Origin of the sequence: Paenibacillus maysiensis (assembly GCF_000520815.1) — a bacterium.
Lineage (GTDB): Bacteria > Bacillota > Bacilli > Paenibacillales > Paenibacillaceae > Paenibacillus > Paenibacillus maysiensis.
Genome location: NZ_ASRY01000154.1, coordinates 15,705 through 27,997 on the forward strand (window position 1 = coordinate 15,705; position 12,293 = coordinate 27,997).

Here is a 12,293-nt window from a genome sequence, read left to right on the forward strand (position 1 = left end):
ACTTGTTTCATAAGCACTGGTTCCAATAAAACAATTTGTTAATTGCTTGCATCCTCTACCTCAATGGATTTATTCACAATTTTGTAACCTATCGGACAGTGGGGGTTGCGAGATTGTTGTCGAATTGTTTCACTATATTTACATACTGTACTCTGGTAATCTATTAATATATATAGAGGGGAAGGAAAGGCGTTCCGATTCAATCGGTTGAGATGCGTTTATGTTCTATATGTTTAGTGAATGTCTATATTGCCATGTCTATATCGTCATGTCTGTATAACTTCATAGACAAGCTAGAGATAGCTCCCGCACATATAAAATACAGCACAGGATGGTGTAAGTAATGAAGTTTTTGAATGTAAAATGGATGGCTGTATGTTTGATGGCGATCTGTTGTTTGGGTCTGTTGGGCATACATACGAATACGGCAAGTGCGCAAGCGAAGGCTCCTTTGCTGGGAGTCAATGATGTATTACTGGATTCTAATACGATTCGGCCAGTGATGGAAAATGACAAGTTGTATGTACCTATCGTTACATTAGGTCAAAAGATGGGGATCTCCACTTCGGCTAGCGGACGTACATTGATGTTGACCGGACATAATCGCAGCTTTACGCTGGATCTGACCAAGGGTGATGTTTTCGAGCGCGGAGGACGTACGATGGTGCCGATCCGTACATTGACGGATGCCTTCGGATTTACCATCACCATTCCGTCAAGTAATCTATATCGGATTCAGAACGCGAATGCGAGCTTGTCTGATACACAATTTTTGAACAAATTTGCCGCAGAAATTAAACGGTATGCAGCCGTGAAGCCCGGCAAAGCTAGCAATGGAGGAACTAAGGGGAACGCTTCCCCATCGAGCCGAACGATTTATTTGAGCTTTGATGATGGTCCTACGGCGCATACTTCACAACTGTTGGATATTTTGGATAAATATAATGCCAAGGCTACTTTCTTTATGCTGGGACCGGAAATTCGTGAACATAGTGCAGTTATGAAGAGAATGGTAGAGGCGGGTCATGGCTTGGGCTTGCACGGGATGACGCATCAGGTGAAGAAAATCTATGCTTCTCCGGCAGCGGCGCTTGCAGAAATGAATCAGGATAATGAGATTTTATTCCAGGCAACTGGAAAACGTACTTCTTTAATTCGTACTCCCTATGGCAGCAAACCGTATTTGAAGAAAGCTTACCGCGACCAACTGACGGGTGCAGGCTATCATATTTGGGACTGGAATATAGATTCGAATGATTGGCGTTATACCAAAAATCCAGAGCATTTTGTAAAAACCGTTCTGAGTGACATTCGAAGATTGAAAAAGCAAGGCAGAACACCTGTCGTTCTTATGCATGATAAACCATCTACGATCAAGGTGCTTCCACAAATCATGGCTGCTTTGCAGAAAGAAGGCTATTCGTTCGAGCCGTTGAATAACAATCTGACTCCGCTTAATTTTTGGAATGATCATCGTTGATTGAATAGCTTGAAAAACAGGCTACCCTACTTTATTTTTTGAAAGAGGGTAGCCTGTTTTTTATATAAACGGTAAGCTGAAACCCAACGTCCTGTATAAAAGAATAAACAAGCGTTACATTGCCTAATAAAGGAAGTAAAGACACCTTTAAAACTATTTATTAGTTTTTTTAAGGTGTTTTTTGTCGTGTGTGCACAGAAAGTCATGAGCTTTGCAGCTTGTTTTATATGAATCTATGAATTCAGTTCCCTCTTCAGGTTATATGACTTTACGGGTTGCCACGTCGCTGCATATATTGCAGTAACCGCCCCGAGAGGAGGAACAGGTATGAATATTAATCCGGCTATGTTTAGTATGTTTTGTGCTACCACAGGTGCCATTATTACCTTTGCATTTGGCGGCTGGAATCAGCTTATGGTGCTGTTCACGGTTGCAATGGCTATTGATTATGTGACTGGGGTTGCCGCAGCGATTAAGACTGGGGAAGGCTTGAGCAGCAAAGCAGGGTTTTGGGGATTGACGAGGAAGGCTTTGATGCTGATGGTGATTTCTTTGGCACATCATGTAGACCTCCTGATGGGCACTGAAATCATGAAAGGAGCGGCGACGTATTTTTATTTATCCAATGAATTAATCTCGATTACGGAAAACTGCTCACGCATGGGCTTGCCGCTCCCACCGAAGCTCAAGAATTTTTTTGCTCTGCTGAAGGACAAGGAGTCTGGCGGGAAAGATGGTGGAAAAGATCGCTAGAATTACGAAGTTTCTTTCCGTATGCGGGGCGTTATGATAAAATTTTCAAGAGAACATTTTAAGATAAGGAGCCTATACGCATGATTAAACATATTGTTTTGTTCAAATTGAAAGACCGCTCCCCTGAAAGCATTGAGCATACGGCGTCCGTCTTGCGCAGCATGAATGGCAAAATCAAAGAACTTCTATCACTCGAAGTAGGTACGGATGTGATTCGTTCGGAACGATCTTATGATATTTCCCTTACGGCTGTTGTCGAAACACTGGAGGATCTGCAGACGTATCAGGTACACCCTGTGCATCAGGAGATCATTGTACACATGAATGAAGTGAAGGATGTATCGATCGCAGTTGATTATGAAATTTGAAGCGGTTACGGGAGGTGAAGGACCTTGTATTATGTCAATCGGGAGCAAATTGAGCTTCGACTAGGTGCCGTTCCCGACATTGCTGCAGGACTCCGCCGCATAACGGCCGCTTGGAACGGAGACTTGTTGCAGGGGTTGGTGCAGGAGCGCTGCCTACATCTGGCGATTGAAACGGTAACGGACGTAGGAAGCTATATCATTGATGGATTTATTATGCGCGATGCCAGCAGCTACGAGGATATTATCGGTATCATTCATGAAGAGGGCGTACTGGATGATACCGTGTTTAATCCGATCATGGAACTGGTCGCCTTGCGGAAACCCTTGGTGCAGGAGTATTTCCATTGGGACCGGACGAGCCTTCATTCGCTCACACCTGAGCTGCCCGAGCTATTGGAGCGTTTTGCATCCAGTGTGCATGACTATTTAAATAAGGAATTGGGTCCGCAGCCCGAGGGAGTGTAAAGGCTAAAGTGACGGATAAGTATATCGTTCCCGAAATGCCCACCAGGCGCATGATTATGACATTGTTGAAAACCAAGGGACCTGTGGGCGTCGGAAGCTTGGCAGTTCAATTAGGCATTACCGAAATGGGGGTGCGCAGGCATCTCAAATTGATGAAGCAGGATGGTCTCATCGTCGCTACCGTAGTGCGGCAGGCGATGGGACGTCCGACGTTTTTATACAGTCTGAGCGAGCGGGGAAGTGAGCAGTTTCCCCGCAATTATGATCATTTGTTGCTGGAACTACTGGAGGAACTGGATGAAGAGCAGGGAATGGAAGCTGTTTACTCTCTGTTTGACGGCAGAAAACGCAAAATGATGAAGCGTTACGCTCCTCAGATAGAGAGCGAGACCACGCTGGCTTCACGAGTGGAAAAGCTTTCCGGCATTCAGAACGCTTCCGGTTATATGGCGGAGTGGCGGGAAGAAGAGGACGGGAGCTACTCTATTGTGGAATACAATTGTCCGATTTCTCAAATCGCAGGCCGTTACGGCAAGGCTTGTGAATGCGAGCAGCAAATGTTCGAGGAACTGCTTGATGCCGAGGTTGTTCGTGAGGATTGCCTGGCGGATGGAGGACGTTGCTGCCTGTATCGTATCCGGTCCCGAAAAAAGTAGGAGCTTTTATGGTCGTTCGCTGTGTCATGACAAGCTCTCCCTGCTTATAATGCATTAACAGATGGGCATTCGCCCGGGCATAAGGGAGAGATGATGATGAAAGAAAACCACAAAAGCTTTATCCGTGGTGCGGTGGCAGGTAGCATTGCCGGTTCGCTCGCTGCGCTGTTGTTTGCCCCCAAGTCAGGTCGTGATCTGCGTCAGGACATTACGGATCAGGCACGTCTAGTCAGTGATAAGGGGCAGGAACTGGCTGGGAAAATTACAGATGCCTCTATTGAGTATACCGATAAAATTAAGGATACGGCCTCAGCGGTTATTCATGAAATCGGACAATTTCGCAAAAAAGGCGGAGTTCTTCCTGAAGTCAGCATTTCATCCGATCCTGTTCCAGAAGATATCAAAAAGGATACCCTGTAAGCAGTTCTAAATCAATATAATATAACTGAATATGGATTCGCTTCGAGGCTTCTCCTGTTGGGATGAAGTCTCTTTGTTGATCGTTTTCCCTTTTTCGGGTAATATTTTGGGGTACCTTTTACTCGAATACAACATAAGGTATGTAGCAACGGATAGCTTCCCAAGAGGGAACGACTCATACTTGAACAAAAAAGGAAGCGGTGTGTACGTGCAGCAAGCGATTGCAATATTGGATTCCGGTGTAGGAGGTCTGACGGTTGTTAAGGAAGTCATGCGTCAGCTTCCAAGGGAAAAAATCATTTATTTTGGAGACACTGCGCGCACCCCGTATGGACCCCGGCCATCGGAAGAGGTTAAGAAATTTACAGAGCAAATGGTTGATTTTCTGATTCAATTTGATCCGAAAGTCATTATTATTGCATGCAACACGGCAACAGCCGCGGCATTGGACTATATTAGCCAAAAGGTATCCATTCCGGTGATTGGAGTCATCCACCCTGGGGCACGTGCTGCAATTAGCGCAACAGCCACCGGGCATGTCGGGGTGATTGGGACTGTAGGTACAATCCGAAGCGGAGCCTATACGGCTGCGCTGAAGCAACTATCCCCTTATGTAGACGTGGTGAGCCATGCTTGCCCTTCGCTTGTTCCTTTGGTGGAACAGGGATTGTTCCGTTCAGAGACAACATCAGAGGTCGTAGAGGAGACATTGAGACCGATTCAAGCGTACCCGATTGATTGTCTGATTCTTGGTTGTACGCATTATCCTTTTTTGAAGGAAACGATTCAGGAAGTGATGGGCCCCAACGTGAAGCTGATTAGCTCAGCAGACGAAACGGCTCGTGAGACGAGTACGATTTTGTATAACAAGGGCAAGTTGGAAGCCGGGGATGAGACACCGGTGCATCAGCTTTTTTGTTCCGGTGATCCGGAATTGTTCCAGAGCATTGCCGCACAGTGGCTTGGGGAGCAAATTCGTCAAACGCCTGTTGTTTGGCAGGTTACCAATCTCGATTGACGAGACAGCCGATTTTTTTGTCATTAGACAAAAGAATCGGTTGTTTTGGTCTTCGCTTCATCAAGACACGCCGCGTCTGCATAACATGCAGTAAGACAGATGGAAGGGGCGTAGAAGATGAGAGAATATATCGTACAAAAAGGAGATACTTTGCACCGGGTCGCCTCGGCTTTTAAATTATCGGCAGATGCATTGATAGCAGACAATCCATGGACTGCCGCGCAACCCTATCTGGTTTGTGGTCAAGTGCTGTACATTCGTCCGTCAATGGATCGTAAATACGTTATTCAGCCCGGTGAGCATGCCAGACACATTGCCAAGCAGTTTGGTGTGGAGCTTGATGAACTGCGGCAGGCCAATCCCGAACTTGCGGAGCATGATTTTGTGGAAGGAAAAACAATGATTATCCCTGAACACCATCAGGATCAGATTATACGTTTGCGCGGGGAGTATGGGTACGAGGACTTGAGAGAAGATCTTGCGGCACTGGCTCAAAGGTATCCGTTTATTGAAGTTGGCAGCATCGGCACCAGTGTCATGGGAAAGGATATTCCCTATGTTCGTATTGGACGGGGACCACTGAAAATTCACGCCAACGCCTCCGTACATGCCAATGAATGGCTGACGACACCGTGTTTGCTGCGTTTTGTAGAGCGATATGCGCAAGGAGTCGACAGGATGAATGGAAATGAAGGGGGAGAGCATCATGATGAGCGAGAGGATCAAGGCGAGGCTCCTCCATGGATATATGGCGTTTCTCCACAGACTTGGCTAAACCGTACTTCCTTATGGGTAGTGCCCATGGTCAATCCGGACGGGGTGGAACTGGTTCAACAAGGTGTTCTTCCGTCTCATCCCCTGTACCATGACTTAGAAAAGTGGAATGAAGGCCGCGCTGATTATCGTGGGTGGAAGGCGAACATTCGCGGTGTAGATCTCAACGATCAGTTTCCGGCGCATTGGGAGGAAGAGGTGCGAAGACGCGGTAAAACAGGTCCGTCCAGAAGGGATTATGCGGGTCCTGCACCTTTGTCTGAGCCAGAGGCTAAAGCGCTTGTCGATCTGACGGAGCGGGAACAGTTTGATATGGTGTTGTCCATACACAGTCAGGGACAGGAAATCTATTGGAATTACCGGGATTTGGAGCCAAAGGAGAGCCGGGACTGGGCATCACGGCTGGCGGCTGCAACAGGATACCGGGCGGTAAAGCTGGGGGGCAGCGATGCGGGATATAAGGACTGGTTTATACAGCGATTTGGAAAACCGGGTTTTACCGTTGAAGTCGGGCTGGGCGTAAATCCGCTGCCTATGCGTGATTATGACGATATTGCGGCAGAGGTGGGCATGTTAATGGCAACGGTGCTGTCGTGGTAAAAGGGTCAGCCTGAAACGCCATGGTTTATCAGCACGTATTAGGAGGAGCACGTGTTTTTACAAGTGTTCCTCTTACATATCCCTTCAATGGGGTATATATACTTAGGAGCATTGGAAATGGAGTGAACAACCTATGAAGTGGAAAAGATTACTGTCTCTCCGTCAATGGTCACATGTGTTTCGTCGCATGCCCCGGTTTATTACGTCGTCGAAGATTCCATTGGGTGAAAAATTGCTGTTTGCCATCCCTGTACTGCTCTATTGGGTGCTACCGGATGTCATGCCCTTTATGCCTATTGACGATATTGGGGTGACGCTGTTGCTGATGAACTGGTTTGTGACCCGCGCTGAACGTAAATATCCCGATGTGCTTGAGAAGCAGCACGTACGTGTCCAGTAGGAATATAAGCTTGTGAATTTCGTGATTGCGATTTTCTGCGATTTTCTTTACAATAGGAATATTGCCTTTCTAGTATAGAGGCTATTTGCAGTTTATAGTTGTTGAACTTACCTGTTAAATTGTGTGGCACGGATATTCATACTCCGATGGACCACACTTCATTTGATCAATATGAAGGAGATGAAGTTGATGAATTGCAAAATTACTCGCAACGCTGCTAAAGTATTGAAGCTTGAATTGGATAAAGAAGAAAACCAAGGAAAGAGCCTGCGCGTTGTTATTACTCATTCCCATGGAGACCATGCTCATTACGGGCTGGACTTGGACACGCCTAAAGAAACAGATACCGTCGTAACTACAGATAAAGGCATTGATGTTATTTTGGAAAACGGCCAGCCGCTGCTGGATGGTGTAAAAATTGATTACTTGTACTTCCCCGAAGAAGGATTTGTCATTACTAACCCTTCCCAAGGTAATCACGGCGACCACTAAGCCGGAGCACGGAGGGACGACAGATGGCCAATGATATTCGCGTATGTGATGAATGCAATCATATTCGCTTGAAAACAATCTTGCCCAAGCTGCAAAAGATGGCACCGGATGCGGAGATCAAAATCGGTTGCAAATCGTATTGCGGTCCTTGTGGAAAACGGGCGTTTGTATATGTGAACGGACGCTATGTAAGTGCAGCTACAGAGGATGAAGTATTGGAGAAGGCTGCGCGTTTTATAAAATAATTCCAGTACGCAGCATTCACAGCTTTGTATAGTTCCCCTTCTTTTGATCCATGCTAATGGATGCAGACCACTGCCCAGAAGGAGGAGTGACTCATGGCCCAATATGATTCTAATCTGGACAATCACAGTGTCGAGGCCCAAACGCAAAACTCGGTGGACAAGCTTCACCATGCCGTTTCTCAGGCATTGTCACATCCGGCTGAGCAACTGATTGAGCAGGCGGAGCAGTCCCGTACTCATGCGGAGCGTGCCATAGAGCAGGCGAAGGACAGCCTTGGCGACGATGCGGTAGAGGTTGCCGAGGAAATGCTTGGTGAAGAGACACAACGGCTGGAGCAGGCCAAAAAAGCATTGCGCCCATAAGCATTCGTAAGGTATATGAGCGCGGTTTACTAGCTCAAGAATACCAAAAGCCCGATCATCAGCATGTTGCTGCTGGATCGGGCTTTTCTTGCTGGTATTCATCTTTCCGGGAATCTGGGAAGGTTGCTGTGTAAGCAATCTTCCTCAGAGAATTTATTTGGAAGTGGAAGGAGTCGTAGTCACTTCTTTGGTTTGCGATTCCCATTGGCGAATGAGATCATACGTGATCACCTGATCGGAAATGTTCAACCGATTGAGAGCTTCGGTATACCCCGACCCACAGGCGTTCACATCCGAAGGCTGGCCTGTGGTGAGGTTGTAACAGGTTCCTTTGGAGAATGTGCCATCCTCGGATGGAATGTAGTACACACGACCATCAGTGAAAGCACCGCTGCGCAGCACGACCATACGAGGCTTCCCGCTGAACAGATCATTGCCCATAAAGTGATACGGTTTCGTTGAAATGCCGAGCAGATGCATCACCGACGGTGTCAGATCAAGCTGTCCTGCCGGTTCAGTGTAAGTTCCCGCGTGGCTTCCATCGGGAAGATGCACTAGCAGCGGCACCTGGTTCATGATTTTCTGCATATCGAGATCTGTGAGTGGTTTACCCAACAATTTCTCATACAGTGCCTTATCTTTAATAGAATTGTCGTGATCCCCGTAGAACATCAGGATCGTATTATCCCACAATCCGTCTTTCTTCATCTGATCGACCAGTTCACCCAGTGCTTCATCCACATAATGCACGGATTTCAAATAGTCTCCGAACATGGTCCCTTCAAACTCGCCAACGTCCAAATCCACGGCGTCAGGTGACAGATTGTACGGATGATGGCTTGAAATTCCGACCATATAGGCGTAGAATGGCTGTTTGACCTCAGTGGTGAGATCATTGAGCGTTTGCCGGAAAAAGGATTTGTCTCCCAGCGACCAGCCAAGCGGCTCGTCTATTTTAAAATCTTTTTTACTGTAGAACTTGTCATAGTTCATCGCCTTATACATCGTGTAGCGATTCCAGAAGCTGCTGTCGTAAACGTGAAATGCATTAGGGCTGTAGCCAGTATCTTTTAGAATAGAAGGCAACGTATCGAATTTATGGTCCGCATAACGGATGAATACCGAACCTGTAGGCAGCGGATGCAGTGAAGCATGTGTAGAGAAATCCGCGTCCGAAGTACGGCCCTGCGCAGTCTGGTGATAATAATTGTTAAAATACATGCTTTCCTTCGTCAGCTTGTCAAAGTTAGGCGTAATGGCCTGACCGTTGATCTGTTTGCCGATGAAAAAGTTCATATACGCTTCAGCTTGAATGACCATCACATTTTTGCCTTTATACTTGCCGGAAAGGTCATTTTTCACCTGGAGCAGCTTTTGATGCTGATTAAACCATTCCTTATCCTTATCGGACTCCGCCTGAGCCAGCGTAGGCTGGGGTCCCAGATGGTCCTGGCCATAGCGGTAAATGTCGTACCCGTGAAATCCGATCAGCCCGGTTACATTGTACAGGGCCATCGACCACCAGTTACCGACAAATATGCCGGTTGCCCACGTGGACGTATAGTATTTAATCGGTCCAAAGGTAAAAATGTAGCCAATCAGGAAGGCCAACGCGCCTTTGGAGAAGCGAAGCAGAAACCTTTTGCTGAATGAACCGCGTGATGTTTCGATGTAAGAATCACTTGTTGTATACCGACGCCGCAAGGAAGCCACAAACATCACATACGGAATGAACAGAATCCAGTCTGCAAAAAAGAAAAGATCCCACCAGTACATCAGAGATACGATACTTCCACCCAGTGAATCAACTTGTCCGGCTTGAAGCAAGACGGGAATCGTAATGAAATCCTGAAAATACCGATAATAAACCATGTCCGAATAAATGAGTGCGGTAAGCAAAATATCAAGCACCACAAGAGCGATCAAACGTCCGCGCCGTGACAGCCATAAGGTCCAAAAACTCACAAGCAAGAGCGAACCGATAGCGATGACATAATCCAGCGGATTCATGTCAATATTTTGGGCATGCAGGTTATAGTGGATCAGAACGAGCTTGCCAATCATAAGTACAAAAAACAGACCAAACCCGAAATATCGGGACATCAGCACTCTGCTGAACATGTTTCCAGTGCGATTTGTACTGGCCGTGCGAATAACCAACACTTTACCCCCTTCGGCAGAAATGCTCGGCTAGTATAAACTAAATATTAACGTAATGTTAAAACCGAAATCGCCTTTAATTATTATAGCGCTCATCCCGCGCATTTCAATGATTAAGTAAAGAAAATACAGCATTTTCCTTCCAGTACAATAGCCTAAAGCCATATTTTTATTCTGCGGACAGCACAAATCAGGCCAGAAGGCGAACGTACAGTTCGCTTTCTGGCCTGAGCATCATCTATTTAAGACTGCGACGGCGGAGTATCCTTGCGACGCGGCGGTAGAGGGCCCAGATACTGATAGTATTGACATTCAATCCGCCCGTTAAACAGCTTGCGGCGCTTATCGGCTTTGTGGCCCCAATAGTGCTCGAATTGCTTGGTGGAGCTGATGGCAAAAAAGGACCATGTCTTCATTTCCGCTGCCGTGCGTGCAATTGACCGGATCAGCTTCTCCACCTCGGTTTGCTCACTTAGTCTCTCACCATAAGGTGGATTGGTAATCATCACACCATATTGGCCTTCAAGTCTGACTTTCGTTACAGGCAGCACCTTTAATGAGATATCTTTAGCGAAGCCTGCCGCCTTGACAGCAGCCTCAGCGACTTCGATGGCGCCCGGATCAATATCGCTGCCTGCAATCTCGAAAGGAATGTCATCGCGGGTCAAATCCATCGCTTCGTCGCGAGCCTGATCCCATAGCTCGCGACCAATGACAGGCCAGTCTTCCGAGTTAAAGGTACGTCTCAGCCCCGGAGCAATATTCCATGCCTGCATTGCTGCTTCTACCAGTAGAGTACCGGAACCGCAGCACGGGTCATAGAACGGTCGATCCGGGGTCCAGCGGCTAAGCTGAATCAGAGCGGAAGCCATCGTCTCTTTGAGCGGAGCCTCCGTCACGAGCTTGCGGTAGCCGCGCTTGTGCAGCCCCGGACCTGTCGTATCAAGCGTTAGCAATGCACGGTCATTTAAGAGAATGACCTCTATAACATAACGAGGGCCATCCTCCTCAAACCAATCCGTGTGGTAGGTTTCCTTGAGTTTTTCCACAATCGCCTTCTTGACGATTCCCTGACTGGCTGGTACGCTACTAAGCTGTGATTTGTGCGAGCGTCCCTCTACTGGGAATTCACCATCCATAGGAATCCAATCCTCCCATGGCAAAGCTTTGGTGCCCTCGAACAGCTCGTCGAAGGTGGTTGCGGCAAATTCACCCATTTTAATAAGAACGCGGTCTGATGTGCGCAGCCACAGGTTACACCGGCATATATCCATATAATCACCGGAAAAAACGACGCGGCCATTCTCGACGGTCAGGTCCTCGTATCCGAGTTCTCTGAGCTCGCGAGCCACGACGGCTTCAAGTCCCATCGGCGCAGTTGCAATTAGTTGCAGTTGAGTCATTAAACGTATTCACTCCGTCCCATAATCATATAAGCTTGGTTCAATCCCTATAGTATAGGTCATTGTATACGAAGAGACAAATAATTAAGGCAAATAATTTACGAAGGACACCGCGTCCAACCTGCGTTATGATAAAGCGAGAAGGAGAGATGAAACGTGGAAATTACACCCAATATGACGCCTGAACATTATGTAGACCAACTGGTACAGGAGGATGAAGCGCTCCGCGGCATCAGGGAGGCCATTGTTGCAGAGGGAATGCCTGAGGTATCGGTAGCTCATCCTTACGGGAAGCTGCTGACCTTTCTGATTGAGGTATCCGGCGCGCAGCAGGTACTGGAGATTGGCGCATTAGGCGGATACAGTGGATTATGTCTGGCCCGTGGACTGGGAGAAAAGGGACGCATTGTGTCATTGGAGCTGAAAGAAGCGTATGCGGCACTGGCACATAGACATATGGAGGAAAACGGCTATGGTAACCGTGTCGAATATCGTATCGGACCTGCCGCGGACAGCCTGAAGGAGCTTCAGGAAGAGGGGAGGACCTTCGATTTTTTCTTCATCGATGCCGATAAGGAAAATTACCCGGTGTATCTGGAATATGCGATTGCTCTGGCGAATCCAGGTGCCATTATTGCGGGAGATAACTGTTTCCTTCGTGGACGGACGCTGAATACGGACAAGAACGGTCCTGCC

At 47.3% G+C, this 12,293-nt stretch carries 15 protein-coding genes; 13 read left to right on the forward strand and 2 right to left on the reverse strand.

Going from position 1 to position 12,293, the window contains the following annotated elements; genetic code table 11:
* Positions 1-343: 343 nt before the first annotated feature.
* The 12 genes from L696_RS0109565 (at position 344) to L696_RS0109620 (ending at position 8,034) form a co-directional block, all read left to right on the forward strand.
* On the forward strand, positions 344-1,480 hold the full coding sequence (locus tag L696_RS0109565; protein ID WP_025683447.1) for a polysaccharide deacetylase family protein: 1,137 nt from the start codon (positions 344-346) through the stop codon (positions 1,478-1,480).
* Positions 1,481-1,807: 327 nt separating this feature from the next.
* Positions 1,808-2,233 carry a phage holin family protein gene (locus L696_RS0109570; RefSeq protein ID WP_025683448.1) on the forward strand — a complete coding sequence of 142 codons (426 nt, stop codon included), beginning with the start codon at positions 1,808-1,810 and terminating at the stop codon, positions 2,231-2,233.
* 80 nt (positions 2,234-2,313) lie between these two features.
* Positions 2,314-2,601 carry a Dabb family protein gene (locus tag L696_RS0109575; protein ID WP_025683449.1) on the forward strand — a complete coding sequence of 96 codons (288 nt, stop codon included), beginning with the start codon at positions 2,314-2,316 and terminating at the stop codon, positions 2,599-2,601.
* Positions 2,602-2,625: 24 nt separating this feature from the next.
* Positions 2,626-3,066 carry a DUF86 domain-containing protein gene (locus L696_RS0109580; protein ID WP_025683450.1) on the forward strand — a complete coding sequence of 147 codons (441 nt, stop codon included), beginning with the start codon at positions 2,626-2,628 and terminating at the stop codon, positions 3,064-3,066.
* An 8-nt stretch (positions 3,067-3,074) separates the two neighbouring features.
* Positions 3,075-3,722, forward strand: coding sequence for a helix-turn-helix transcriptional regulator (locus L696_RS0109585; protein ID WP_025683451.1), 648 nt, complete (start codon positions 3,075-3,077; stop codon positions 3,720-3,722).
* A 96-nt stretch (positions 3,723-3,818) separates the two neighbouring features.
* On the forward strand, positions 3,819-4,142 hold the full coding sequence (locus L696_RS0109590; protein WP_025683452.1) for a YtxH domain-containing protein: 324 nt from the start codon (positions 3,819-3,821) through the stop codon (positions 4,140-4,142).
* 208 nt (positions 4,143-4,350) lie between these two features.
* Positions 4,351-5,160: a glutamate racemase gene (gene racE / locus L696_RS0109595; RefSeq protein ID WP_025683453.1), complete on the forward strand. Its 810-nt coding sequence runs from the start codon at positions 4,351-4,353 to the stop codon at positions 5,158-5,160.
* Between the two features lie 117 nt (positions 5,161-5,277).
* The gene (locus tag L696_RS0109600) at positions 5,278-6,534 is read left to right on the forward strand and encodes a M14 family metallopeptidase (protein ID WP_025683454.1); all 1,257 of its coding nucleotides are present in this window, start codon (positions 5,278-5,280) and stop codon (positions 6,532-6,534) included.
* A gap of 133 nt (positions 6,535-6,667) precedes the next feature.
* Positions 6,668-6,934 carry a hypothetical protein gene (locus L696_RS0109605; RefSeq protein ID WP_025683455.1) on the forward strand — a complete coding sequence of 89 codons (267 nt, stop codon included), beginning with the start codon at positions 6,668-6,670 and terminating at the stop codon, positions 6,932-6,934.
* Between the two features lie 189 nt (positions 6,935-7,123).
* Positions 7,124-7,426 carry a heme biosynthesis protein HemY gene (locus L696_RS0109610; RefSeq protein WP_025683456.1) on the forward strand — a complete coding sequence of 101 codons (303 nt, stop codon included), beginning with the start codon at positions 7,124-7,126 and terminating at the stop codon, positions 7,424-7,426.
* Between the two features lie 23 nt (positions 7,427-7,449).
* Positions 7,450-7,671 carry a YuzB family protein gene (locus L696_RS0109615; RefSeq protein ID WP_007429791.1) on the forward strand — a complete coding sequence of 74 codons (222 nt, stop codon included), beginning with the start codon at positions 7,450-7,452 and terminating at the stop codon, positions 7,669-7,671.
* 93 nt (positions 7,672-7,764) lie between these two features.
* The gene (locus L696_RS0109620) at positions 7,765-8,034 is read left to right on the forward strand and encodes a hypothetical protein (protein ID WP_025683457.1); all 270 of its coding nucleotides are present in this window, start codon (positions 7,765-7,767) and stop codon (positions 8,032-8,034) included.
* Positions 8,035-8,187: 153 nt separating this feature from the next.
* On the opposite strand, the gene L696_RS0109625 is transcribed toward L696_RS0109620, so the two are convergent.
* A complete protein-coding gene (locus L696_RS0109625) occupies positions 8,188-10,197 on the reverse strand; it encodes an LTA synthase family protein (protein ID WP_025683458.1) in 2,010 nt (669 codons plus the stop codon).
* Between the two features lie 239 nt (positions 10,198-10,436).
* On the reverse strand, positions 10,437-11,597 hold the full coding sequence (locus L696_RS0109630) for a THUMP domain-containing class I SAM-dependent RNA methyltransferase (protein WP_025683459.1): 1,161 nt from the start codon (positions 11,595-11,597) through the stop codon (positions 10,437-10,439).
* A gap of 156 nt (positions 11,598-11,753) precedes the next feature.
* On the opposite strand from L696_RS0109630, the gene L696_RS0109635 reads away from it, so the two are divergent.
* Positions 11,754-12,293, forward strand: a 540-nt coding sequence (locus L696_RS0109635; protein ID WP_025683460.1) for an O-methyltransferase, incomplete at its 3' end; no start/stop codon positions are given.